Origin of the sequence: Cellulomonas sp. GbtcB1 (assembly GCF_019091725.1) — a bacterium.
Lineage (GTDB): Bacteria > Actinomycetota > Actinomycetes > Actinomycetales > Cellulomonadaceae > Cellulomonas.
Window position 1 is genome coordinate 1 of record NZ_JAGXJG010000061.1, and the last position, 24,908, is coordinate 24,908.

At 74.4% G+C, this 24,908-nt stretch carries 22 protein-coding genes; 12 read left to right on the forward strand and 10 right to left on the reverse strand.

The annotated features are described in order from the left end of the window. The 7 genes from KVT14_RS17280 to KVT14_RS17310 all read left to right on the forward strand — a co-directional run. Window positions 1–721 (forward strand): Gfo/Idh/MocA family oxidoreductase (locus KVT14_RS17280; RefSeq protein WP_254631152.1); only part of this gene is annotated, 721 nt, incomplete at its 5' end. A gap of 32 nt (window positions 722–753) precedes the next feature. After that, the gene (locus tag KVT14_RS17285; protein WP_254631153.1) at window positions 754–2,049 is read left to right on the forward strand and encodes a D-tagatose-bisphosphate aldolase, class II, non-catalytic subunit; all 1,296 of its coding nucleotides are present in this window, start codon (window positions 754–756) and stop codon (window positions 2,047–2,049) included. Further along, complete coding sequence (locus tag KVT14_RS17290) at window positions 2,046–3,212, forward strand: SIS domain-containing protein (RefSeq protein WP_217616797.1); 1,167 nt, start codon at window positions 2,046–2,048, stop codon at window positions 3,210–3,212. Before KVT14_RS17285 ends, KVT14_RS17290 begins: the two co-directional genes overlap by 4 nt. 3 nt (window positions 3,213–3,215) lie before the next feature. Next, window positions 3,216–4,364, forward strand: a complete 1,149-nt coding sequence (locus KVT14_RS17295; protein ID WP_217616798.1) for an N-acetylglucosamine-6-phosphate deacetylase — start codon at window positions 3,216–3,218, stop codon at window positions 4,362–4,364. Beyond that, window positions 4,361–5,272 (forward strand): LLM class flavin-dependent oxidoreductase, encoded by a 912-nt coding sequence (locus tag KVT14_RS17300; protein ID WP_308161136.1) that lies wholly within the window; start codon window positions 4,361–4,363, stop codon window positions 5,270–5,272. The genes KVT14_RS17295 and KVT14_RS17300 overlap by 4 nt, the downstream gene beginning before the upstream one ends. Continuing rightward, complete coding sequence (locus KVT14_RS17305) at window positions 5,269–7,110, forward strand: DUF4832 domain-containing protein (RefSeq protein ID WP_217616799.1); 1,842 nt, start codon at window positions 5,269–5,271, stop codon at window positions 7,108–7,110. Before KVT14_RS17300 ends, KVT14_RS17305 begins: the two co-directional genes overlap by 4 nt. Continuing rightward, complete coding sequence (locus tag KVT14_RS17310) at window positions 7,107–8,387, forward strand: MFS transporter (RefSeq protein WP_217616800.1); 1,281 nt, start codon at window positions 7,107–7,109, stop codon at window positions 8,385–8,387. Before KVT14_RS17305 ends, KVT14_RS17310 begins: the two co-directional genes overlap by 4 nt. On the opposite strand, the gene KVT14_RS17315 is transcribed toward KVT14_RS17310, so the two are convergent. From KVT14_RS17315 to KVT14_RS17360, 10 genes are all read right to left on the reverse strand, one after another. Then, window positions 8,356–9,423 (reverse strand): amidohydrolase family protein, encoded by a 1,068-nt coding sequence (locus KVT14_RS17315; protein ID WP_217616801.1) that lies wholly within the window; start codon window positions 9,421–9,423, stop codon window positions 8,356–8,358. The two genes, KVT14_RS17310 and KVT14_RS17315, sit on opposite strands and share 32 nt — an antisense overlap. 28 nt (window positions 9,424–9,451) lie before the next feature. Beyond that, window positions 9,452–10,237 carry a DeoR/GlpR family DNA-binding transcription regulator gene (locus tag KVT14_RS17320; RefSeq protein ID WP_217616802.1) on the reverse strand — a complete coding sequence of 262 codons (786 nt, stop codon included), beginning with the start codon at window positions 10,235–10,237 and terminating at the stop codon, window positions 9,452–9,454. After that, entirely contained in the window at window positions 10,234–10,830 is a 597-nt protein-coding gene (locus KVT14_RS17325; protein WP_217616803.1) for a histidine phosphatase family protein, read from the reverse strand. Before KVT14_RS17325 ends, KVT14_RS17320 begins: the two co-directional genes overlap by 4 nt. Further along, a complete protein-coding gene (locus tag KVT14_RS17330) occupies window positions 10,827–11,864 on the reverse strand; it encodes an ROK family protein (RefSeq protein ID WP_254631154.1) in 1,038 nt (345 codons plus the stop codon). The genes KVT14_RS17325 and KVT14_RS17330 overlap by 4 nt, the downstream gene beginning before the upstream one ends. Beyond that, on the reverse strand, window positions 11,857–13,056 hold the full coding sequence (locus tag KVT14_RS17335) for a Gfo/Idh/MocA family protein (RefSeq protein ID WP_217616804.1): 1,200 nt from the start codon (window positions 13,054–13,056) through the stop codon (window positions 11,857–11,859). Before KVT14_RS17335 ends, KVT14_RS17330 begins: the two co-directional genes overlap by 8 nt. Then, window positions 13,053–14,672, reverse strand: coding sequence for a glycoside hydrolase family 31 protein (locus KVT14_RS17340; RefSeq protein ID WP_217616805.1), 1,620 nt, complete (start codon window positions 14,670–14,672; stop codon window positions 13,053–13,055). Before KVT14_RS17340 ends, KVT14_RS17335 begins: the two co-directional genes overlap by 4 nt. 80 nt (window positions 14,673–14,752) lie before the next feature. Next, window positions 14,753–16,108: an extracellular solute-binding protein gene (locus KVT14_RS17345; protein WP_217616806.1), complete on the reverse strand. Its 1,356-nt coding sequence runs from the start codon at window positions 16,106–16,108 to the stop codon at window positions 14,753–14,755. Window positions 16,109–16,196: 88 nt separating this feature from the next. Next, a complete protein-coding gene (locus KVT14_RS17350; RefSeq protein WP_308161137.1) occupies window positions 16,197–17,168 on the reverse strand; it encodes a carbohydrate ABC transporter permease in 972 nt (323 codons plus the stop codon). Continuing rightward, entirely contained in the window at window positions 17,165–17,350 is a 186-nt protein-coding gene (locus KVT14_RS17355) for a hypothetical protein (RefSeq protein WP_217616807.1), read from the reverse strand. The genes KVT14_RS17350 and KVT14_RS17355 overlap by 4 nt, the downstream gene beginning before the upstream one ends. Next, the gene (locus KVT14_RS17360; protein ID WP_217616808.1) at window positions 17,341–19,620 is read right to left on the reverse strand and encodes a beta-galactosidase; all 2,280 of its coding nucleotides are present in this window, start codon (window positions 19,618–19,620) and stop codon (window positions 17,341–17,343) included. The genes KVT14_RS17355 and KVT14_RS17360 overlap by 10 nt, the downstream gene beginning before the upstream one ends. A 123-nt stretch (window positions 19,621–19,743) precedes the next feature. Here KVT14_RS17360 and KVT14_RS17365 point away from each other — a divergent pair, with 123 nt between their 5' ends. The 5 genes from KVT14_RS17365 to KVT14_RS17385 form a co-directional block, all read left to right on the forward strand. Continuing rightward, window positions 19,744–20,760 (forward strand): LacI family DNA-binding transcriptional regulator, encoded by a 1,017-nt coding sequence (locus KVT14_RS17365; protein ID WP_217616809.1) that lies wholly within the window; start codon window positions 19,744–19,746, stop codon window positions 20,758–20,760. A gap of 44 nt (window positions 20,761–20,804) precedes the next feature. Then, the gene (locus KVT14_RS17370) at window positions 20,805–22,505 is read left to right on the forward strand and encodes an ABC transporter substrate-binding protein (protein WP_254631155.1); all 1,701 of its coding nucleotides are present in this window, start codon (window positions 20,805–20,807) and stop codon (window positions 22,503–22,505) included. A 67-nt stretch (window positions 22,506–22,572) separates the two neighbouring features. Further along, window positions 22,573–23,568 carry an ABC transporter permease gene (locus KVT14_RS17375; protein WP_217616811.1) on the forward strand — a complete coding sequence of 332 codons (996 nt, stop codon included), beginning with the start codon at window positions 22,573–22,575 and terminating at the stop codon, window positions 23,566–23,568. Beyond that, window positions 23,565–24,440 (forward strand): ABC transporter permease, encoded by an 876-nt coding sequence (locus tag KVT14_RS17380; protein ID WP_308161138.1) that lies wholly within the window; start codon window positions 23,565–23,567, stop codon window positions 24,438–24,440. The genes KVT14_RS17375 and KVT14_RS17380 overlap by 4 nt, the downstream gene beginning before the upstream one ends. Further along, the coding region (locus KVT14_RS17385; protein WP_217616812.1) for an ATP-binding cassette domain-containing protein at window positions 24,440–24,908 on the forward strand (469 nt) is incomplete at its 3' end. The genes KVT14_RS17380 and KVT14_RS17385, both read left to right, overlap by 1 nt.

Here is a 24,908-nt window from a genome sequence, read left to right on the forward strand (position 1 = left end):
GGCGTTCACCGCGGGGATGACGTTGTCGGCGTTCTGCAGGCCCTGGTCGTCCTCGTGCACCAACACGCTGCTGCTGCAGAAGGCCAGCCACGACATCGACATCGTCCACTACCTCGCGCACGGGTACACCCGCCGGGTCGTGGGGATGGGTGACCTCATGGTCTACGGCGACGTGACCGACCGCCGGGACCGCACGGGCGAGCTCATGCCCGACTGGTTCTCGCTGGACAACTGGCCGCCGGCCGCGGCCACGGGGTTGAACCCGGTCGTCGGCGTCGAGGACGTCTCGATGATGATGATGACGCTCGACAACGGGGTCATGGCCAGCTACCAGCAGTGCCACTTCACGCCGGACTACTGGCGGAACTACACCGTCATCGGCACCGAGGGCCGGCTGGAGAACTTCGGCGACACCAACGACGCGATGGTCCGGGTGTGGAACCGCCGGCACGAGTGGCAGCTCGCCGGCGACGCCGAGTACGTCGTCGAGGGCGTCGACAGCGGGCACGCGGACGCCGACCTGGAGTCGATGCGCGAGTTCCTCGACCACGTCGTCGACGGCGCGCCCACCGTCGTCTCCCCGCTGGCCGCCCGCGAGGCGGTCGCCGCCGGGTCGCTCGCCGCCGCGTCGCTGCGGGACGGCTCGCGGCCGGTCGACGTGCCCGAGCTGCCCGCCCACGTCGTCGCCCACTTCCGGCGCATCGCCGCCCCGCAGGCCTAGCCCCGCGGCACCACCAGCAAAGGAACAGCACCATGAGCGTGAAGCTGCTCGACATGGTTCGAGCCCACAAGTCCGGCACCCCGGTGGGGATCGCGGCGGTGTGCCCGGCGCACCCGCTCGTGCTCCGGGCCGCGATCGCGCAGGCGGTCGAGGACGGGACGCCGGTCCTCATCGAGGCCACGAGCAACCAGGTCGACCAGTTCGGCGGCTACACCGGCATGCGCCCGGCGGACTTCCGCGCGCTCTGCCTGTCGATCGCCGCGGAGGAGGGGCTGCCCGCGGACCGGCTGATCCTGGGCGGGGACCACCTCGGCCCGAACCGGTGGCAGACCGAGCCGGCGGAGCAGGCGATGACGAAGGCCCTCGACCTGGTCGCGGCGTACGTCGCGGCGGGCTACGAGAAGATCCACCTCGACTGCTCGATGGCGTGCGCCGACGACACCCTGCCGCTGTCGGACGAGGTGGTCGCCGAGCGGGCCGCCCGGATGCTGGCCGTCGCCGAGCGGACCGCGGCCGACGCGGGCCTGGCGCACCGCCCCGTCTACGTCATCGGCACCGAGGTGCCGGTCCCGGGCGGCGCGCACGAGGAGCTCGGCGAGCCCCGCGCCACGTCGCCCGAGGCCGCCCGCGCGACGATCGCGGCCCACCGGCGGGCGTTCGCGGAGCACGGGGTGCTCGACGCCTGGGACCGGGTGATCGCGCTCGTCGTCCAGCCGGCCGTCGAGGTCGACCACCTGCGCGTCATCCCGTACGACCGCAGCAAGACGGTCGCGCTGCGCACCGTCCTCGACGACGAGCCCACGATGCTCTTCGAGGCGCACTCGACGGACTACCAGCTCCCGGAGCACCTGCGCGAGCTGGTCGAGGACCACTGGTTCGTCATCAAGGTCGGCCCCGGCCTGACGTTCAACCTGCGCGAGGGGCTGTTCGCGCTGTCGCACATCGAGGACGAGCTGGTGCCCGCCGAGCAGCGGTCCGGCCTGCGCTCGGTCATCGAGTCGACGATGGTGGCCGACCCCGGGCGCTGGGCCTCCTACTACGAGGGCGACGAGGGCGAGCAGCGCATCCAGCGCCGCTACTCCTACTCCGACCGGCTGCGCTACTACCTGCCGGACGCGGCCATCGAGGCCGCGCAGGAGCGGCTGCTCGACAACCTCGCGGCGATCGAGATCCCGCTCCCGCTGCTCAGCCAGTACCTGCCCGCGCAGTACGACCGCGTGCTGCGCGGCGAGCTGCAGAACGACCCCCGCGCGCTCGCGATGGACCGGGTCAAGGACGCGCTGCGCGCGTACGCCTTCGCCACGAACCCCCAGGAGGTGGGTGCATGACCGCCACGTTCACCGAGCTGTTCGCGCCGCTGGACGTCGAGGGCTCCGCCCACACGGCCCGCGAGATCGCGCAGCAGCCGGCCGTGTGGCGCAAGGTCGCCGACCTGCTCGCCGCCGCCCGCGCGGAGCTCGACGCGAAGATCGCGCCGCTGCTCGCGCGGGACGACGTCCGGATCGTGTTCACCGGGGCCGGCACGTCCGCGTTCGTGGGCGACACCATCGCCCCCGCGCTCGGCGAGCGGCACGGGCGGCCCGCGGAGGCGGTGCCGACGACGGACATCGTGTCGAACCCGCGCGCCGCGTTCGCCGGCGACCGGCCGACGCTGCTCGTGTCCTTCGCGCGGTCCGGCAACAGCCCCGAGTCGGTGGCGGCGACGGAGCTCGCCGAGCAGCTGCTCACCGAGGTGCACCACCTGATCATCACGTGCAACGCCGACGGCATGCTGGCGACGGAGCACGCCGCCCGCGCGCGCTCGACGGTGGTGCTGCTGCCGCCGGAGACGAACGACCAGTCGTTCGCCATGACGTCGAGCTTCTCCTCGATGCTGCTGACCGGGTGGCTGGTGACGTCCGGCGCCGGCGACGACGAGGTGCGCGCGACCTGCGCGCGGGTGGCGGCGGCCGGCGACGCGCTGCTGGCGGAGCGCGTGGGCGAGATCGAGCAGCTCGCGTTCACCGCACCCGGGCGGATCGTCTACCTCGGCTCGGGCCCGCTCGCGGGCGCCGCGAACGAGGCGGGCCTGAAGATCCTCGAGCTCACCGCGGGCAAGGTCGTGCCGTGGTCCGACTCGTCGCTCGGGTTCCGGCACGGCCCGAAGGCGGTGCTCGACCCGACGACGCTCGCGGTCGTGCTCGTGTCCGGCGACCCGTACACCCGCCGGTACGACCTCGACATGGCGCGCGAGCTCGCCGGCTCCGTCGCGGCCGGGCGGCTCCTGGTGCTGTCGGCCGACCCGGTCGAGCTCGACGGCGCGGTGACCTGGTCGTTCCCCGAGCTCGCGGGCGCGGGGGACGTCGCCACCGCCCTGGTCGCGGTGCTGGTGGCGCAGGTCGTCGCGCTGTTCTCGTCCGTCGGCGTCGGCTGCACCCCGGACAACCCGTTCCCCGGCGGCAGCGTCAACCGGGTGGTCCAGGGCGTCGTCATCCACCCGCTGGAGGGCTGAGGAGTGCCGGACCCGGCCGCGTCCACGATCCTCGTCGCCGACGGCGTCGTGCGGGGTGCGGCCGTGTCCGGACCCGGCTGGGTCCGGGTCGTCGACGGCCGGATCACCGCGACCGGCGACGGCCCGCCCCCGGACCTGCTCGGCGCGTCCGACGAGGTCGTGCGCGTCGGGGGCGTGCTCGCACCCGGGTTCGTCGACATCCACCACCACGGCGCGCTCGGGTACGACTACGGCTCCGCCTCGCCCGAGGACGCCGAGGTGGCGGCGGCGCACCACCGCGGTCGCGGCTCGACGACGCTCTGCGCCTCGGTCGCCACCGCGCCGCTCGACGTCCTGGTCGAGCGGGTGGCGCTGCTGAGCGACCTGGTCGCCGCGGGGCGGTTCGCCGGGATCCACCTGGAGGGGCCGTACCTCGACGCGGGCCACCGGGGGTGCCACGCGCCCGACCTGCTCCGGCCGCCGTCCGTCACCGAGCTGCGGCGGCTCGTCGGGGCGTCTCGCGGCGCGCTGCGGATGGTGACCCTCGCCCCGGAGCTCCCGGGCGCCGTGGACGCCATCCGCTACCTCGTGGCCGAGGGCGTCACGGTCGCCGTCGGCCACACGTCCTGCACCGCGGCGCAGGCCCGGGCGGCGTTCGACGCCGGGGCGACCGTGCTCACGCACGCCTTCAACGGCATGCCCGGCCTGCACCACCGCGAGCCGGGTCCGCTCGGTGCGGCGCTGGTCGACGACCGGGTGACGATCGAGCTCATCCTCGACGGGCACCACGTCGCACCCGAGCCCGCGCGGGTGCTCGCCACCGTGGCCCCGGAGCGGCTCGCCCTCGTCTCGGACGCGATGGCGGCCACGGGCCTGGGCGACGGCGCGTACGAGATCGGCGGCAGCGCGGTCGTCGTGACGGACTCCGTGGCGCGGGCGACCTCGAACGGGTCGCTCGCCGGGAGCACGATCACGGTCGCCGACGCGGTCGCCCGGGCCGTGGCGGTGCTCGGCCTGGACGTGGCCGCCGCCGTGGCGTCCGCGTCGTCGATCCCGGCTCGCGCCCTCGGGCTGCCGGCGCCCGGGATCGTCGCCGGGGCGCCGGCCGACCTGGTCGTGCTCGACGGCGGGCGGGTCACGCGGGTGCTGCGCGCCGGCCGGTTCCTGGCGTGACCGGGCCCGGCCCGGACGGGGGCGTGCCCGGCCCCGGCGGCGCGGTCACGCTCGCCGTGGTGGCGACGCCCGAGCTCCCCACCCGGAGGCTCCTCGCGGTCGCGGAGGCCGCCGAGGCGTCCGGGCTGGCGGAGCTGTGGCTGTGGGAGGACGTCTACCGGCAGTCCGCGGTCGCGCAGGCGGGCGCCGTGCTGAGCGCGACGGAGCGCCTGCGGGTCGGCCTCGGCGTGCTGCCCGTGCCGCTGCGGCACGCGGTGCTCGCGGCGATGGACGTGGCGACCCTGGCGGAGATGTTCCCCGGACGCCTGGTCCCCGGGATCGGCCACGGCGTGCAGACCTGGATGGCGGAGATCGGCGCCCGGGTCGCCTCGCCGCTCACGCTGCTGCGCGAGCACGCCGCGGTGCTGCGCCCGCTGCTGCGCGGGGAGGCGGTGACGGTCGCGGGCCGCTACGTCGCGCTCGACGACGCCCGGCTGGTCTGGCCGCCCGCGGAGCCGCCGCCGCTGTACGTCGGTGCGCACGGACCCCGGACGCTCCGGCTCGCCGGGGAGGTCGGCGACGGCGTGATCCTCCAGCTCGGCGTCTCGCCCGAGGACACGCGCGCCCAGCTGCGCGCCGTGGCCGAGGGCCGCGCCGCCCGCGATCACGGCGGGTCGTTCGGCGCCTGCGTGTACGTGGGCCTGGACGCCGCCCTGCGAGCCGCGGGCCCGCGCCGCACCGCCGCGCACCTCCGGCGGTTCGCCGACGCCGGCGCCACGACGGTCGCGGTCGTGCCCGTCGGACCCGACGGCACCACGCCGGACATGTCCGACGCCGCAGCGACGGCGGCCTGGCTCGGCACCGAGGTCCGGCCGCTCCTGGCCGGCGCGCTCGGCGAGCCGCCGGCGTCCGGGGAGGAGCTGCCGTGAGGGTCGCCCAGGACCTCGACTACACCGAGGACCCGGTCGACGTCCCCAACCCCGACCGCGGCGCGTACCGCGGCCGCTGGCAGTGGGTGGGAACCCGGTTCGGCGCGACGCCGGAGGTGGACCGCCGGGTGCCGCGCGCGCCGCGCACCGGGAGCTACCAGGGCGCCACCCTCGTGGCGCCCGGCGTGGTCGGGGTCGTCGACGGCGACGACCTCGAGCCCACCGAGTTCTTCGACGGCACGGACCGCAGCCCGCGCTACGTCGGGGGCACGGGCGTCGTCGCCGAGCCCTCGGTCGCGTTCCTGGGCTTCGACCTGTGCGAGTTCTCCTCGAACGCGTTCCTGACCCGCGCGGCCGGGCGCGCGTCCGACGCCGAGCTGGCCGCCGCCGGCGGCGTGGCGACGCAGGAGATGTTCCGCGGTCGCACCGGGCGGACCGGCCCGCTGACGTCCTACGCGCTCGACGTCGTCCGCGGCGCCCTCCAGCGGGTGCGGGACGGCGAGGGCACCGCGCTGGTCAAGTTCTCCTACGACGGCAACGGGTTCGGCTTCCTCGAGGGCGGCCCGGACGAGCACCTGATCTGGGGCCCCGAGCCGACCCACGTCACGCCGAACAACCCGTCCGCGACGTGCGACGTCCCCGGGCACACGGGGAAGTCCTGGATCGAGTACCACCTCTGGCAGCTGGCACCCGTGCTGCACGAGTTCGAGGACGTGATCACGTGCGTCAAGACGGGGATGCTCGGCCCGTGGGGCGAGCAGCACTCCTCGCCCCTGGCCGAGGACCCCGCCGCCTACAGGGCCCTGCTCGACGCCTACCTCGACGCGGTCCCGGCGAGCCGCCCCCTGCTCACCCACGCCGGCGGCTACCTCGCCTGGCACAACGCCACCCACGGCACGGCGCTGACGTTCCGCGACCTCGACGCGCTCCCGGCGCCCGCTCCCGGCACCCCGGAGGCGCGGTTCGGCTTCTTCCACGACAGCTACGCCGCCGGCTGGTCCGAGGACGGCTGGTCCGACCACGGCTCGCTGTCCGAGGGGAGCGCGATGCTGGTGCCGCCCGGCACCGACCCGGGCTTCGACCGCGACGCCGTCACCGCGTGGGTCGGTCGGCAGGGCTCGGTCGTGCAGGGGGAGGGCGGGCTCGCGCCGAACGTGTTCTCCCGGCTGCCGGGTGCGATCGTCGAGGCCCAGCGTCTCGGGACGACGCTGCTCAACCTGCGGCACGGGGACTACCGCACGTGGAACGAGGCCCGGTACACCGAGGACCTGGTGTCCGCGCCCGTCACGCTCCCCGGCCCGGGCGACGGCGCCGAGCCGCCGTACACGGGGCGCACGGTCCGGGCCGTCTTCGACCCGGTGTACGCGGGGCGGACCGGGCTCGAGTACCTGCGCGACCGCCTCGGCTACCGCCTCGTGCTGCGCTCGTCCGAGGTGTCCGACGTCGTCGACGCCCGGACCGGGACCCTGGAGTGCGCCGGCCACGTGCAGAACGTCGGCTTCGGCGGCGTCGTCAACGCCAAGCAGGTGCGGGTGCTGCTCCGCGCCGTCGACGGCGCGACCGAGTTCGCGGCGCCGACCGACCTGGACGTGCGCGCCTGGCTCCCCGCCGCCGACGGGGACGGCCGGGCCGAGAACACCGGCGCCTGGCACGCGTTCGCGTGCGCGATCCCGATGACCGCGTTCGGGGCGGTCCCGGCGGGGGAGTACGACGTCCTGCTGCGGATCGCGGACCCCAAGGAGACCAGCGAGAACCGGCGCGGCGTCCGGTTCGCCAACCGCGGCACCTGGGAGGCCGGGCTCGGCGCCAACCGCATCGGGCGGGTCGTGGTCCGGTGACGGCGCAGGACACCGTCGACCGGGACTTCGGCGGCGCGAGCGCGGTGCGGCGGAACTCGCTGCTGTTCTTCCTGGACGGCGTGACCTTCCAGCCCTCGGTCGCGCTGCTCTCGATGACCGCCGTCATCCCGCTGCTCCTGGAGCACCTGCGGGCCTCCACCGCGCAGTTCGCGATCGCCACGAGCGTCGTGTCCCTGGGCACGTTCGTCTCGCAGCCGTACTTCGTGTCGCTGTGCTCGCGGACCCGGCGGATGGCGCGGACGTTCGCGGTCGTCCTGCTGGTCCAGCGGGGGCTGTTCCTGGCCTTCGTGCTGGCGATGCCGCTGCTCGCCGACCACGCCGGCCTGATGACGTGGCTGTTCCTCGCGTCCTGGACGGTGTTCAACGTGCTCGCCGGGTCAGGCACGCTCTTCAACGTCCCGCTGGTGCTCAAGCTGCTGCCGCCGACGCGCCGGGCGGGGCTGCGGGGCGTCGGCATGGCGATCGGGAGCGTGCTCGCGCTGGGGGCGGCGGCCCTGATCCCCCTCGTGATCGACCGCCTCGCGTACCCCTGGAGCTACATGGTGCTGTTCGGCGCGGGGCTGGCGTTCCTGTTCGCCAACGCGGCGGGCTTCTGGTTCATGCGCGAGCACGACGACCCGGAGCCGCGGGTGCCGATGCGGGTCACCGAGTACCTCCGCGACGTCCCGCGCACGCTGGGCCGGGACGCGACGTTCCGCGCGATGGTGATCTCGTGCGTGTTCCTGGTGCTCGCGAACTCGCTGCTGCCGTTCTACACGCTGCACGCCATCCGGACGTTCTCGGCGAGCGAGCAGCACGTCGCGCTGATGGCGTCGCTCGCCATCGTGTCGGGCGTCGCCGTGAACCTGGGCTTCGGCTTCGTGATCGACCGCCGCGGGCCGGTCGCGTTGTCGCCGGTGGCCGCCCTCGCGGCGACCGCGGCCGGGGTGGTGGGGCTGGTCAGCGGCTCGCTCGGCGGCGTGACCGTGGCGTGGGTGCTCGCGAACGTCGGCGCCGCCTGCTACCTGAAGACCACGATGCTCATGCTCGGCGACGTCAGCCCGAGCGGCCGGGCGCCGTCCTACGTCGGCACCCTGTTCGCGATCTCGATGCTGGTCTCGTCGGTGGCGGTCCTCGCGCTGGCGCCGCTGCTCGACGCCCTCGGGTTCGGGGCGCTGTTCGTGCTGGTGGCCGGGTGCGGGGCCGCCGGGTGGTACGTCAACGTGCGGGTGTTCCAGCCGCGGCTCAGCGCCGCGCGGCGCCGAGTGCCGGGATGAGCCGGCGGGCGTTGTCGCCGACGACGGCCGCCACGTGCTCGGCCGGGAGGTCGAGCGCCGAGATGCGCCACCGCCCGGTCCCCGGCGGGTCCTCCGGCCCGTAGGAGAAGTGCTCGTCGGCGGTGGCGAGGAACCGGTAGTACGTCGCGTAGGCGTCGGCGCTCGGCGGCGCGACGTCCGTGCCGAGGACGAACCGGTCGGGGTGGTCCGCGATCAGGCGCTGTGCGCGGCGCGGCTGCCGGCCCAGCTCGGCGATCCGCGCGGCGATGTCGCAGGCGAAGTTCGGGTACGTGCGGAGCATCCGGTCGACGTGGTCGAGGTCCTCCGCGCAGCAGCCGACGTGGGCGCCGATCACGGTGACGTCGGGATGAGCCGCGACGGCGGACTCGAGCGCGTCGAGCAGCCGACCGAAGGTGGGGGACCCGGGGCCGCGGACGTGCCACTCCGGGTGCTCCAGCAGCTCCTCCACGCGCTCGTTGTGCCGGTCGAGGGGCTCGAAGAACGCCGCCGGGTCCGCCGTGTGCACGGTGACCGGGAGCCCCGCCTCGGCCGCGGCCCGCCACATCCCGTCCAGGCGCGGGTCGTCGAGGAAGATCCGCCGGCCGTGCTCGTCCTCCAGGCCGAGGCCGATGTCCTTCCACAGCTTGAGCCCCGTGGCGCCCCGGGCCGCGGAGTCGGCGACGGACGCGGCGATCCGGTCCGGCCACCCCGGCGTGGCCGTCTCGCCCCAGTCGACGCGGCAGAACGTGGCGAACCGCCCGGGGTGCGCCCGGTCGTACCGGTCGAGGTTGCGCTCGAGCTCGTCCGCCCAGCAGCCGTCCAGGTTGACGATGGTGCCGACGTCCCGCTCGTCCATCAGGTCGACGAGCGCGGCGACGTCGTCGACCCGCCACTCGCCCGTGTGCCACCGGCCGAGGTGGTTGTGGGCGTCGACGGCCGGGGTGGCGCAGCGCAGCACCTCGGTCCCGGCGGTCCGGAGCATCGGCCGCGGCGCGAAGTCCCGCAGCCGGAGGTCGGCGAGGTCGGGCGTGGTCATCGCGTTCCCCTCCGTCGGGGCCGTGGGATCAGACGAGGATGACGGGGCAGCCGGCGGCGCGCAGCGCGGCCACCGCCTCCGCGTCCGCGTCGGCGTCGGTGATCACGCCCGTGACGTCCGTCGGCTCGCAGATCAGGGCGAAGGCGGTGCTGGCGAACTTGGTGTGGTCCGCCACGACGTAGGACTGCACGGCCTTCTCCCGGATCGCGGCGCTGATCTCCGCCTCGGACTCGAACTCGGTGAAGAAGCCGCGCGCGGGGTTGATGGCGTTGACCCCGAGGAAGAAGACGTCGACGTTGATGAGGGGGAGGGCCGCCTTGGCCAGCGGGCCGACGAGCTCGTAGGACCGCGCGATGGCGGCGCCGCCGGTGAGCACGACGCGCAGCTCCGGCCGCACGATCAGGTCGTTCGCGATGTTGATCGCGTTGGTGACCACGGTCGTGAGCTTCTCCGCGAACTCGGGGTCGGCGGACGCCCGGACCCCCAGCTCCTGGGCGATCTGCGTGGTGGTGGTGCCGCCGCTGAAGGCGACCGTCTGCCCGGGCTGCACCATGGCGGCCGCGGCGCGCGCGATCTCGAGCTTCTCCCGACCCATCAGGGCGGCGCGGTACCGGAGCGGCAGGTCGCCGGAGATCGCGGCGGCGCGGGCACCGCCGCGGGTGCGGATGACGATCATCTGCTGGCCCAGCGCGTCCAGGTCGCGGCGGGCCGTCGCCGGGGAGACCCCGAACTGCTCGATGACCTCCTCGACGCTGATGGTCCCGTGCTGGGCCACCCACGAGGCGATGGCCAGGTGTCGGTCCTCGATCTTCATCGCCCTCGTACCTGCTCGCTCCCAGTCGTCGCCGATGGATGCACGATCGTGCACCACCCGCCCGGCTCACCGTCGACCACGGCGATGGCGGCGTTGGGCAGGCTACCGGGATCCTCGCCGGTCAGGCTCTGGACGAGCAGGCGCAGCGTGGTCCCGTGCGTGACCAGGACGCCGTCGAGCCCGGGGTGCGCCCGGCCCACCGCGTCCAGCCCGCGCAGCGCCCGGTCGAGCACCGCGTCGGCCGTCTCGCCGCCCGGGTAGTCGCGCGCGGGCCACCGGGTGCGGGCCTCCTCGATGAGCATCCCCTCGGCGACGCCGAAGCCGCGCTCGCGCAGGTCCTCGAACTGCAGGTCGCCGGGCACCAGGGGGAGGTGCTCGCCGATGATCCGCGCGGTCTGCATCGCGCGCGGCGAGGTCGACGAGGACAGCCACCGCCACCGGGCGCCCAGCTCCGCGCCGATGCCGAGCTGGCGCCCGGCGGCGTCGACGGCCTGCGCGCGGCCGACCTCGTTGAGGTCGAGCCCCTCCCAGCCCTGGTAGCGACGCTGGATGTTCCAGTCGGTCTGGCCGTGCCGGACCAGCGCGATCCTCATCGGTGCTGCTCTCCTCGGTCGTCGGTGCTGCGGTCGGTGCTGCCGTCGGTGCCGGGTCCGGCCGCCCGGCGCGCGAGCAGGGCCGACCCCAGCAGGCCTGCATTCTCCCCGGCGCGCGCCTTCACCAGGGGCGGGACGGGCACGTAGGTGAGCAGCGAGGCGAGCCGGGCGCGCAGCGGGACGAACAGGTGGTCGCCGGACTCGGCCAGCCCGCCGCCGAGGACGACCACCTCGGGCTGGATCAGGCTCGCCACGTGCGAGAGCCCGAGGGCCAGCCCCTCGACCGCCGTGTCCCAGACCGCCGCGGCGATCGTGTCGCCCGCCGCCATGGCCTCGCCGACCTCGCGCGCGCCGGCGACCTCGCGGCCGGACATCCGGGAGTAGCGCCGGGCGATCGCGGCCGCGGAGGAGACCGCCTCGAGGCAGCCCTGGTTGCCGCACACGCAGGCCTCGCCGCGCGGGATCACGACGGCGTGCCCGATCTCGCCCGCGTAACCGCGCGCGACGACGGGGCGACCGTCGACGAACACCGCGGCGGAGACCCCGGTGCCCAGCACGACCACGACGGCCGTCCGATGCCCGCGGCCGGCGCCGAGCTCCATCTCGGCCGTGCCCCCGGAGCGGACGTCGTGCCCGATGGCGACCGGGAGCGCGATCCTCGCGCGGCACAGCGCGGCGAAGTCGACGTCGCGCCAGCCGAGGTTCTCGGAGTAGGTGGCGAACCCGGTCTCGTCGTCGACGATGCCCGGCAGGGTGAGCCCGATGGCGCGCGGCTCGGCGCCGGGCGGCGTGAGGCGGGCGGCGAGCTCCGCGACCGCGTCGACGACGGCCTCGGCGCTGGACGGGCCGAAGGCCGGCGACGGCGTGCGGAGGACGGCGCCGGGCGTGCCGTCGGCGTCGACGTACGCGGCCTTGATCGTCGTCCCGCCGACGTCGAACGCCAGCACGGGCACGCCGGGCCCGATCGTGGCGGCGGCGCGGTCGGCGGGCGCGTCGGCCGGGGCGTCGGCCGGGCGGACGGTCGTGTCAGTCATCTGCGCGTTCTCTCGGTCGGTGACGGTCGGCCCGGCGCGGTGGTGGCGTGCCGGCGGGCAGCGGTGGGACGTCCAGCGGGACGCAGCCGCGGCGCAGCGACTCGGCACCGAGCGAGCCTACGGCGACGGCCTGCCGCGCATCGGCAGGCGAGCCGGTGGTCGGGGCGCCGTCCACGACGTGGGCGAAGAACTCGGTGAGCACGGCGGCGTCCGCGGCGAGGTGGCCGCCCGCGGGGTCGTGGACCGGGTGCTCGACGTGCCCGGTCGGGGACCACTCCAGGCGCCGGTTCCACACCCGGACGACCGCGCCGCCCGTGTCGCCGGCGTTCTCCAGCCGCCCCTCGGTGCCGATGACGGTGTAGCTGCGCCAGTAGAGGGGGGTGAAGTGGCACAGGTGGTAGCTGGCCATGTCCCCGTTGTCGAGCGTCACCATCAGCATGGACAGGTCCTCGACGCCGACCACCGGGTTGAGCCCGGTCAGGGCGCGCGGCGGCCAGTTCGCATGGCTGGTCCAGTCCGGCGCGATCTGCCCGGGGCGCTCGCGGCGGTCCGTGACGTCGCCGTAGACCATCAGCGCGCCCATGCCCACGACCCGCGTCGTGTACCCGCCGGCGAGGTGGTGCACGACGTCGATGTCGTGGCTCGCCTTCTGGGTCTGCAGCGAGCCGCTGCGCCGCCGGTCGGCGTGCCAGTCCTTGAAGAAGTAGCCGCCGCCGTTGCCGACGAAGTGCCGGACCCAGATGGCCTTGACCTCGCCGATCTCGCCGCGCGCGATGGCGTCGCGCATCACGCGGACCACCTCCCAGTGGCGCAGGTTGTGGCCCACGTGCAGCGGGGTACCGGTCTGCTGCGCGGCGACCAGGACCGCGTCGGCGTCCGTCGTGGTGGTGGCGAGCGGCTTGTCGACGAACACCGCGACGCCGGCGCGCAGCAGCCGGATCGCGAGCGGGGCGTGGGTGTCGTCCGGCGTGGTCACGAGCGCGGCGTCGACGCCCCCGGAGGCCAGGAGGGCGTCGACGTCCGGGTGCACCGGGATGCCGGGTCCGAACAGCGCGCGGGCCCGGTCGCGGCCGGCGGGGTCGGGGTCGACCGCGGCCACGACGACCGCCCCCGGGCACGCCTCGGGCACCAGCCGCCCGAGGGCGGCGCGGTTGCCGACCCCGACCACCGCGACGCGGAGACCCTGACTCATCGTGGTGCGGCGCCGGGGGTCGCGCGCGTGAGGCGCGGCAGGGTCGTGAGCCCGACGGGCACGTCGACGGTGGCGGGGCCCTCGACCGTCGTCCCGTCCGGCGCGCGCCACGCGCCCGGCGGCACCTGCACCGCGCGGGTGGTGGCACCGCGCTCGAGCACCGGCGCGACGAGCAGGTCGGGGCCGAGGAAGAACTGGTCCGTCACGGTCTCGTACCCGGCCTCGTGGTAGCTCATGGGCCGCACGACGGGCTCGCCCGTCACCGCGGCGTCGTCCACGAGCGACAGGATGAGCGGCAGGTGCTCGGCCCGGACCGCCAGGGCGTCCTGGACCGCGGCGAGGTGCTCGGCGTCGAGGGCGCGGGCGGGGTTCACCGAGAACTGGATCATCGGCGACAGCGCGGCGATCTGCGCGTACCGCACGAAGAACTCCTGGTCGCCCGCCGGGCGGTCGCCCATCCCGCCCATCGCGCCCACCTCGCCACCGCCCACCATGTCCGGGCAGACGTACGGGTGGCCCAGCAGGCCCTGCGCGAGCATCTCGGGGATCAGCGAGCCCAGGCCCGCGCCGTCCCAGGTCGGGGGCTTGTCACGGAGCCGCTGGCCGAGCGGCTGCCCGCCCATCCGCCAGCAGGCGCGGTACTCGTTGTGGGCGTAGCGCAGGCCCAGCCGGGCCCAGGCCTCGGACATGTCCACCGGCTCGCACGGCTCGGCGATCAGGTCGTCGGGCCGGTAGTCGCGGACGTCGCCGGCGTCGAACTTGAAGCCCGCCACGCCGATGTCGACGAGCGCGTCGAGCTGGTCGGTGAACCACGCCACGGCTGCGGGGGAGGAGAGGTCGAGCAGCGCGCTGTAGCCGTTCCACCAGCGGCGGACCGCGGTGCCACCGTCGGCGTCGCGGACCAGCAGGCCGTCGCGCTCGCAGTCGCGGAACGCCTTCGAGTCGGGGCTGATGAACGGGACGACCCAGAGCATCACGTCGAAGCCCCAGCCGGCCAGCGTCCGGACCAGCCGCTCCGGGTCCGGGAACCGCCCGCGGTCGAAGTGCCAGGTGCCGAAGTCCGGCGCCCAGTTGTCGTCGATGAAGATCGTGCCGGGCTCCAGCCCCGCGTCCAGGATCCGGCGGGCGTAGGCCAGCACCGACTCCTCGGAGGGGACGAGCGGGGTCTCGATCCAGGTGTTGTACTGCGGCGCGGCGAACAGCCGCCGCGCGGGGGTCCGTCCGGCGGGCGGGAAGAGCTGGGCCGAGGCGGCCCGGAAGCCCTCGCGCAGCGTGCTCCCGCCGCGCAGCACCGCGACGTCGGTGCCCTCGACCTCGAGCCGCCCGCCGGCGAACCGGAAGGCGAACGGGCGCGGCGAGGTGACGACCCGCCCGTGCGTGGAGACCAGCAGCGGGGCCGCCTGGCTGGAGTCCTCCGCGCTGTCCCACGCGGGGTCGTGCCGCGGGACGGCGAGGTCGACCGCGTAGGTGCTCGTCGCACCGAACGGCATCTGCACGGCGTCCTTGACGGTGCCGCCCCACCAGCGCTCGCCCGGCTCCAGCTCGAGGGTGAGCGGGCTGCCGGTCTCGGCGGCGGCGTCGGCGGCCGGGGGTGCGGCGGCGGGGGCGTGGTTCACGTCGAGCTCGTTTCCGTTCGGGGGTGGGGTGGTGCACGTCGGGCGGGGGCGGGTGCCGCCCCCGCCCGACGTCAGGACCGTCAGTCGACGAGGGCCTGCGCCGCGTCGTTGGCGGTGGCGAGCGTCGACTCGACGTCCGCGCCCGCGGCGATCGCCCAGATCGCGTCCTGGATCACTGTGCGGACCTCCGCGTTGCGGGTGAAGGACGGCAGCTGGAACGACTCGCCGGCCGCGGCCATCTCCGCGAACTCCGGCACACCCGCGCCGTTGGCCTCGTTCGCCTCGACGGCGGCGTCGGTCCCGGTCTGGACGGCGGGGAAGACGATGCCGAACTCACCGGTGGCCTCCTGGCACTCCGGGGAGCCGAGGTAGTTGACCCACTTCGCGGCGGCGTCCTTGTTCGGCGAGCCGTTCCAGACGACGCCGGCGAGCGAGTTCGTCGCGGCGAACCGGCCCGCGGGGCCCTCCGGCACCTTGGCCCAGGCGAAGTCGATCTCCTGGGTGTCGGCGAGGTAGTTCGACGCGTTCCACGAGCCGGCCAGGGTCGTGCCCGCGAGGCCCGCCTCCATGGTCGGGTGCTGGCCCAGGGTCGAGGTCTCGTCGAACGTCTGCATCACGCCGAGGTCGATCATGTCCTGGTACCACTCGAGCGTCGTGACGAGCTCGGGGGCGTCGAAGTTCAGGCTGCCGTCCTCGGCGAAGAACTCCCAGCCGATCGCGTGCGCGAGGTTGCCCCAGCCGTTCTGGCCGGTGAAGCCGTCGGCCCACTCCGGGAGCATCCCGAACCGGGTCACGTTGCCGGCGTCGAACGCCGGGCTGAGCGCGTTGTTCCCGTTCCCGTCGAGCGCCATCGCCTTGATGAACTCGGTGAACGAGTCCTCGCCGGTGCCGTCGAACTCGAGCGCGTTGATGTCGTCCTTCGTGTACCCGGCCTCGGTGGCGGCCGTCTCGTCGTAGACCATCCCGACGATGTCCCAGTCGAGGGGGAGGCCCACGCGGGTGTCGTCGACGAGGTAGTTCTCGGCGGTGCCGGCGACGTAGGAGTCGAAGTCGATCCCGTCGGTGGCGCCGATCTCGTCGAGGTCCGCGAGCTGGCCGAGGCTGCTGTACTCCCGGACGTACTGGACGGTCATGGTGAACGTGTCCGGGCCGGTGCCCGAGGCGAAGTTCGTCGTGAGGTTCGACCAGTACTGCGCCCAGGCGGTCTGGGTGATGTTGACGGTGATGTCGGGGTTGGCCTCGGTGAACGCCGTGGCGCACGCCTCGTACATCGGCCGCTGGACGTCGTCCCAGAGCCAGTGCTCGATCGTGACGGGTCCGCCGGCGCTGCCGCCGTCGCCGTCCCCGCCGCCCGACCCGCAGGCGGTGAGCGCGAGGACGGAGGCGGCCGAGAGCGCCGCCACCTTCAGTCCGGTCTTCGGTGCGAAACGCAGCATTGCTGTTCCTTCCAGTGGGTTCCGGGCAGGCTCTCGCCAGACCGGACGGGGGAGTGGGGCGGGGAACGGGCGGGCGCGGCGCCGGCGGCTACTTGCCGCCGGAGAAGTTGAGCGACTGGACCAGCTGCCGCCCGAGCAGGACGAGCAGGATGAAGACGGGAATGACCGTCACGGTCGAGGCGGCCATCAGGCCCGTCCAGTCCGGTGAGGTGTTCGGTGACTGGGCCTGGAACCGCTGCAGGGCGACGGTCAGGACCCGCGTCCCGTCGGAGTTCGCGGCCACCAGCGGCCACATGAACTCCTTCCAGACCCCGACGACGGTGATGAGCATCATCGTGGCGACGGGGCCGCGGCTCATCGGGAGCGTCATGCGGAAGAACCGGCCGAAGACGCCGACGCCGTCGAGCGCGGCAGCCTCCTCGACCTCGCGGGGGAGGGAGAGGAAGAACTGGCGGAGGAAGAAGATCGCGAACGGGCTCACCAGGATCGCCGGGGCGATGAGGCCCTGGAACGTGTTGAGCCAGCCCAGCGACCGGATCAGCGCGAAGTTGGGCAGCAGCGTGAAGATGCCGGGGATGAGCAGGCCCGAGAGGAACAGCCCGAACAGGGCGCTGTTCCCCCGGAACCGCAGGCGGGCGAACGAGTACGCGGCCATGGCGCAGGCCAGGGTCTGCACGACCGCGATCGAGCCCGCGTAGAACAGCGTGTTCGCCGTGTAGCGCACGAAGTCGAGCGTCGCGCCGGTGCCGCCGGCGGCGACCGACTCCTCCATCGAGGTGAGCCCGAGCACGCGGGCGAAGTTGATCCACGTGGGGTTCGACGGGACCAGCTGGCTGGAGTCGCGGATCAGCTCGGCCGCGGGCGTGAAGGCCGTGCGGACCATCCAGTAGAACGGGAAGACCGAGACGAGCACCAGCAGGCCGACGACGGTCCAGGCGACCGCCTTGCCGGGGGTCACCCGGCGGGCGCCGCGGGCGATCGAGCGGCGCGGGCCGGCGGGGGAGCCCGTCGGCGCGCTCTTCTTCGACGGGGCGAGGTCGGGGACGGGGGTGCTGATCACGAGAGGTCCGATCGGTTGGCGCGCATCGCTCGCATCTGGATGGCCGTCAGGGCGCCGAGGATGACGGCGAGGACCAGCGCGATCGCGCTGCCGTAGCCCATCCGGAAGAACGCGAACGACTGCGGGTAGATCTGGTAGAGGACCGCGCGGTCCAGCCGCCCGGCCAGGTCCGTCACGCCCATCGGGCCGCCCCCTCCGCGCCGGCGTAACCGAGCGTGGCCGCGTCCGACCCGGGTGGCTGCACCAGCCAGGCCCCGGAGCGCGCGGGCAGCGCGAGCACGCCCGCCCGCCCGGCCGGCCCCGGCCCCGCCAGCGGCACCCCGCCCCGCGCCAGCGACACCTCCGCCGGCCACGGCGACACGTTGAGCACGTGCACCACCCGCGTCCCGTCCGGCGCGGCCGTCGGCACCACGACGACGGGCGCGGTCGACGTGGCGGCGACGACCGGCTCCGCTCCCAGCGCCCCGAGCAGCGCGGCCCACGCCGGCAGCGCGCACGGCAGGTCGGCCGCGACCAGCAGCGCCTCCCCCGCGCCGCACGGCACCCGGACCACGCACGGCTCGCCGGACCCCGTCACCCGGGCCAGCACGTCCGCGCCGGTCGGCAGCCCCGTCAGCGGCTGCACGAACCCCGCCCGCACCTCGGCGAGCGGCAGCCGGTCGTCCGCCGGCGTGACCGACGGGAACCGCGTCGCCGACGACTCCGCCCGCGCCCCGGCCGTCACGCCCAGCACGTCGAGCAGCACCGTGCACGGCTCGCCGAGCGGGTCGAGCGTCGGCACCGGCCCGTGGACCAGCAGCCGCCCGCCCGCCCGGACCCAGTCCGCGAGCCGCACCTGGACCGACGCGTCCAGCACCGGGGTCGACCCCAGCGCGAGCACGTGCCCCGCGGGCAGGCCAGCGAGCGTCCGCGCCCCGGAGGACCCGTCCGCCTGCAGGTCGACGGCGTCGGGCGCGAAGCCGCCCAGCACCAGCGCCCGGGTCAGCACCTCCCGGGGCCCCGAGCCCCGCGACCGCTCGAGGTCCGCGACGTGCGCGGCCTCCCGCGCGGACCCGGGGTACCGGTACTCGGTCAGGTAGTGGTCGGGGACGAACCCGAGCGTCACCGGCGCCGGCTCCGGCCGGGCGGCCCGCAGGAGCGCCGCCGCGTCCGCCACGGCCCGGGTGGCGCCGCGCAGCGCGCCCCACCCCGGCGCGCGCCGGCCCTCGGGGTCCACCGGCGCGGCGAACCCGTGCCGCTCGCCCGTGCTCGCGACCCGGTCGTTGCCGTCGCCCACCGTCGCCGGCAGCAGCGGGTTCCGCCCGCCGGTCAGCAGGTAGTAGTTCACGAACGTCTGCCCCTGCGCCACGCACAGCTGGAGCTTGAGCGGCGCCGCCTCCGGCCCGCACGCGACGTCGAGCGCCTCCCCGTAGTCGCCCGTGCCGACCTCGAACTCCAGGGTCCCGGTCGGCTGGCCGGGCGCGACGGTCGCGGCGAGGAACGCGTTCGACGCCCACAGGCCCGGCAGCTTCGCGAGCGTGAGGTCGCCCAGGTAGTAGTCCGCGCCGGGCAGCACGTCCGGCCGGCCGGCCCACGTCCGGTGCAGCTGGGCGACGCCGAGCGGGAAGTGCCGCGCCTCGCCGCCCCAGCAGCCGTGCACGTTGACGAGCAGCGGCACGTCGATCCCCGCGGCGCGGACCCGGTCCCGCAGCAGGCCGACGTACTCCGCGTACCGGTCGCGGGCCTGCCGGCCGAGGTCGCCCCGCAGCGCCAGCACCGCGTCCTCGGCGGGCGACCGCACCGCGGCGGCCCACGCCGCGGGCTCGTGCGGGTCGGCCCCGTACCGGGCGCGCACCGCCTCCCGACCCCCGGGGCCGGCGTCCGCCAGGACCCGGCGGCCCAGGTCCGCCACGGTCGCGTCCGACAGGTCCGGGCTGTTCGTCACCCACGGCAGCATCCCGACCTCGTTGTCGAGCTGCACCGCCACGACCGGCCCGCCGCGGTCGACGGTGCGGGCCGCGAGCACCGGCAGCACCGCGTCGAGCCAGTCGCCGCACGCGGCGAGGTACGCCGGGTGCAGGTAGTCGACGACGGTCGCGTCGGGCGCCGAGCCGTCCCAGCCGGGCGGCACCACCTCCGGGTGCTCGCGCAGCAGCCGCTGCCCGAGGCCCTCGTGCTTGAGCTCGGCCATGACGAACGGCCCGGGCCGCGCGATCACCGCCAGCCCGCGCTCCGCGCACAGGTCGAGGAACGCGCCGACGTCGAGCTCGGGCCGGGTGCCGCCGGTGACGTCGACACCGCCGTCCGCGGTCTCGTGCACCAGCCACGGGACGTAGGTCGCCACAGCGGTCAGGCCCAGGTCGAGGGCGTCGTCCAGCCGGTCGGCCCAGTCGGCGCGGTCGAGCCGGAAGTAGTGCACCTCCCCCGCGAGGACGAGGTCGTCGGTCAGGGACGGGAACCGTACGGGTGCCACGCGCTACCCCTTCGTAGCTGTCGGGACCGGCTGAGATCGGGTCTTGCTTGTAACCGGTTACGTCTGCACAGTACGAGCCGTAACCGGTTACATCCAGGGCCGGTTCGGACGAGGGAGACCGAGATGGCCGGCACCGGGCGACCCACCGTGCGCGACGTGGCGCGGCACGCCGGCGTGTCCGTCGCGACCGTCTCCCGGGTCACGCACGACGACCCGGTGGTGACCGGCAGCACCCGGGACCGGGTCCTCGCCTCGATGCAGGCGCTCGGCTACACGCCGTCGGTGCTCGGCAGCGGGCTCGCCTACCAGCGGCACCACACCCTCGGCGTGGTCCTGCCGGGCCTCGGCGGGCCGTACTTCGCCGCGCTCATCCAGGGCGCCGAGTCGGTCGCCGCCGAGGCCGGCCTCGCGGTCAACGTGCTCGGCACCCACCTCCGGCACGACGCGGTCCAGGCGGTGCACCAGCTCGCGCTGCGCACCGACGGGCTGATCGTGCAGGGCGGCACGGTGCCGGACGACCTGCTCGCCTCGATCGCCGAGAAGCTGCCGGTGGTGCTGGTCGCGGGCGAGCACCCCGACCTGCTCACCGTGCGCACCGACGGCCGGGCGGCGGCGCGCGAGCTCACCGCGCACCTGGTCGAGGCGCACGGCCACCGCCGGCTGCGGTTCGTCGGCACGACCGACGGCTCGCCCGACACCACCGCCCGGTACGCCGGGTTCCGGGACGCGCTCGCCGCCGCCGGCCTGGCCGAGCACGGCGCGCCGGTGCACCACGGGCTCGAGGCCCGGTACGGCGCGATGGCCGCGCGCCAGCTGCACGCCGAGGGCGACCTGCCCGACGCGCTGGTGTGCGCCAACGACGAGCTCGCGTTCGGGGTCCTGGCGACGCTGCCGGGCCTCGGGGTCGGGATCCCCCGGGACGTGGCGATCGTCGGGTTCGACGACCTCGACCTGGCGGCCCTCGCGTCCCCCACGCTCACGACGGTGCACCAGCCGGTGCACGACCTCGGCTCGACCGCAGCGGAGCTCGTGCTCGCGGCGACGCGCCGCACCCGGGAGCCGTTCGCTCCCCTGCCCCCCGACGACCGGGTCCTGCCGACCCGGCCGGTGCTCCGCGAGTCGTGCGGCTGCTCGACCTAGCCCACGGCACCCGCGGCACCACCCTTCAACGAGGAAGGATGCTCATGCACGCACGATCACGACGGAGGTCCCGGGCGCGGCTGGCCGCCTGCGCCGCGGCCGCCGCGTTCGCCCTCACCGCCTGCACCGGCGGCGGCAGCGGGGGCGGCCAGGGCAGCGGCGCCCCCGGCGACCGGCTCACGGACGAGGGCCGGGTGTCGCACCTGGTGCTCGGCGACTTCTCCGGCCAGACCAACCCGAAGGCCAACTACAACCCGTTCTCGGCGACCGCGCTCGGTCCGCTGTGGACGATCTACGACCAGCTCTACGTGATCAACACCTACGACTGCACCGAGGAGCCGCAGCTCGCGACCGGCTACGAGTGGACCAGCCCGACCGAGCTGCGGATCACCACCCGCGACGGCGTGACCTGGAGCGACGGCGAGCCGTTCAGCGCCCGGGACGTGGCGTTCACCTTCAACCTGCTCCGCGACAACCCCGCCCTCGACACCCGCGGCGTCGCGCCCGGCCTGGTCGGCGCCGAGGCGACGTCGGACACCGAGGTCGTCCTGACGTTCGAGCAGCCGTCGTTCTCGCGGTCCGGGATGTACCTGCAGACGCTCGTCGTCGCGGAGCACGTGTGGGCGGACGTCGACGACCCGGTCACGTTCACCGCCGAGGACGCCGCGGTCGGCACCGGCGCGTTCACCGTGAAGTCGTTCAACCCGCAGCGGTTCACCGTCGAGCGGAACCCGGACTCCTGGCGCGCGGACACGGTCGTCGTCGACGAGCTGTGGTTCGAGAAGGCGGACGCCGGCGGCCAGGTGGACCAGCTCAAGCTGGCGCGGGGCGAGTACGACAACAACTCGATGTACGTCCCCGACATCGAAGACACCTACGTCGCCAAGGACCCGGAGCACCACCGCTACTGGTTCCCGTCCGGCTCCCCGATCTCGCTGTTCATGAACCTCGAGAAGGCGCCGTTCGACGACGTGGAGTTCCGCCGGGCGATCTCGGTCGGCCTCGACCGGGTGGCGCTCACCGAGGACGCCGGGTCGGGGTACGTCGAGGTCGCGAGCCAGACGCTGCTGGTCCTGCCGGGCCAGGCCGACTGGCTGGACCCGACCATCCCCGACGAGGGCTACCTGCCGTACGACCCGGACGCGGCCGACGCGGCGCTGACCGCCGCCGGGTACGCGCTGGACGACTCCGGACGCCGGCTCGGCGCGGACGGCGAGCCGCTGCGGTTCTCGTTCATCACCCCGCAGGGCTGGAGCGACTGGACCGCGGCCGCCAACTCGCTCAAGGAGGACTTCGACGCGCTCGGCATCGCGGTCACGGTCGAGACGCCGGAGTTCCCGACGCTCGAGCAGGACCGGCTGGTCGGCAACTTCGACATGACGTTCGGCGTCCGCGCCGGGCAGTGCTCGATGTTCCAGAACTACGACGAGCCGCTCGGCTCGGCGAACACCGCCCCGATCGGCGAGCGGGCCACCACCAACGAGGTCCGCTGGTCCGACGCGCACACCGACGACCTGCTCGCGCAGCTCGCCGGCACGCCGGACGCCGACGAGCAGAAGCCGATCGTGCACCAGCTCCAGCAGGTGATGGTCGACCAGGTCCCGTTCATCCCGCTCTGGTACGGCGGCAAGTGGTTCGAGTACACGACCAAGAACGCGACCGGCTGGCCCAGCGCCGAGGACCCGCACGCGGGCCCGGACAACCAGCACCTGATCTTCACGCGGCTGACCCCGGTCACCGGCTGACCGCCCGCGGCGGGGTGCGCCGGGCTCGACCCGGGCGCCCCGCCGCGACCAGCGACGGAGCGACGACATGGCCTACTTCGCGCGGCGCATCGGGTTCTTCCTCCTCACCCTGTGGGGCGCCGTCACCCTGAACTTCCTCATCCCCCGGCTCTCCGGCGGCGACCCCGCGCAGGCGATCCTGCAGCGGATCGCCGGCAAGGAGGCCCGGGTCGACCCCGCCCAGCTCGCCGCCGTGCGGACGATGCTCGGCGTCCCCGACGAGCCGCTGTGGCGGCAGTACCTCGACTACCTCGGCAACATGGCGAGCGGGAACTTCGGCGTCTCGTACACCTACTTCCCCTACTCGGTGTCCGAGGTGATCGGCGAGGCCGTGCCGTGGACGATCGTGCTGGTCGGCGTCACGCTCGTGCTGTCCTTCGTGATCGGCACCCTGCTCGGCACGTGGGTGGCCTGGCGGCGCGGCACCACGTTCGACTCCGTGCTCACCGTGACGTCCGCGTTCGTCGGCACGCTGCCGTTCTTCTGGATCGCGCTGGTGCCCATCTACGTCTTCGCGATCACGCTCGGCTGGCTGCCGCCGTCGGGCGGGTACTCGGGGCTGATGGAGCCGGCGCCGACCGCCGCCTTCGTCGCCGACGCGTGGCCGTACTTCATCCTGCCGGCGGCCGCGATCATGATCACCGGCCCGATCGGCTGGCTGCTCGGCATGCGCAACAACATGGTCCAGTCGCTCGGCGAGGACTTCGCGCGGTTCGGCCGCGCCAAGGGCCTGTCGAACCGCCGCCTGGCGATCGCCTACGGCGCGCGCGTCGCGATCCTGCCGAACGTCACCGGGTTCGCGCTCGCCCTGGGCGGCCTGATCGGCGGCACGGTGCTGGTCGAGCAGACGTTCAACTACCCCGGCACGGGCCGCCTGCTGCTCGAGGCCGTCTCGAACAAGGACTACCCGCTCATGCAGACGATCTTCCTGTTCATCGCGGTCGGCGTCCTGGTCGCGAACCTGGTCGCCGACGTGCTGTACGGCGTCCTGGACCCGCGGGCCCGGCGCAAGGAGGCGGCGTGACCGCCGCGGCGCTGCGACCCCGCGCCCGGGCGCCGCAGTGGTTCACGATCCTGTGGCGGAACAAGAAGGCCCGGTTCGGGATGCTCCTGCTGCTGGCCTTCGTGGTGCTGGCGCTGCTCGCCCCCGTGATCGCACCGTACGACCCACGCGACCGGTCGTTCGCCGGCGGGCTGCCGCCGTCGGCGGAGCACTGGTTCGGCACCACCGGCAAGGGCTACGACGTGGCGTCCCAGGCGATCTTCGGCGCCCGGACGTCGTTGGTGATCGGCCTGGTCGCCGGGGCGATCGCGACCGCGATCTCGCTGCTGGTCGGGATGACCGCCGGCTACCTCGGCGGGATGGTCGACGAGGTGCTGTCCTTCGTCACCAACCTCGCGCTGGTCGTCCCCGCGCTGCCCCTGATGATCACGCTCGCCGCCTACGTCCCCGGCGGCGGCAGCGAGTGGATGGTCATCCTCGTCATCTCGATCACCGGCTGGGCGGGAGCCGCCCGGCTCAAGCGCGCGCAGATCCTCACGCTCCGGAACCGCGAGTACATCCAGGCCGCGCGCATGGCCGGCGACGGCACGTTCCACGTCATCTTCCGCGAGATCGCGCCCAACATGACCTCGCTGATCGTCGTCGGGTTCATCGGCGCGGTCGGCGGCGCCATCGGGGCCGAGGCCGGCCTGGCGTTCCTCGGAATCGGCAACCCCGACACCATCTCCTGGGGGACGATGCTCTACTGGGCGAACACCGACGGCGCCCTGCTGCCCGGCGCGTTCGCCCGCCTGGTCGTGCCCGGCCTGCTGCTGGCCCTCCTCACCACCGCGCTCACCTTCGTGAACTTCGGGGTCGACGCGCTCAGCAACCCGCACCTGAGGGAGCCGTGATGCCGCTCGTCGAGGTCCGCCACCTGTCCGTCGACTACCGGTCCCGGGACCTGCCGCCCGCGCACGCCGTCCGGGACGTGTCCTTCGACCTCGCGGAGGGCGAGTTCGTCGGCCTGCTGGGCGAGTCCGGCTGCGGCAAGTCGACGCTCGGCAACGCCCTGCTCCGGCTGCTCGACCGGCCCGCGCACCACGCCGGCGGGGAGGTCCGGTTCGACGGCCAGGACCTGTACGCCCTGACCGACCGCGAGCTGAACCGGCTGCGCTGGCGGGACATCGCCACGGTGTTCCAGTCGTCCATGAACGCCCTCAACCCCGTGCTCCGCGTCGAGCGGCAGTTCCGAGACGCCATGGAGGCGCACCACTGGGACCCGCGCACCGAGGGCGACGCGCGCGAGCGGGTGCTCGAGGTGCTGCGCGACGTGGAGCTCGACGCCGAGCGCGTGCTGCAGTCCTACCCGCACGAGCTGT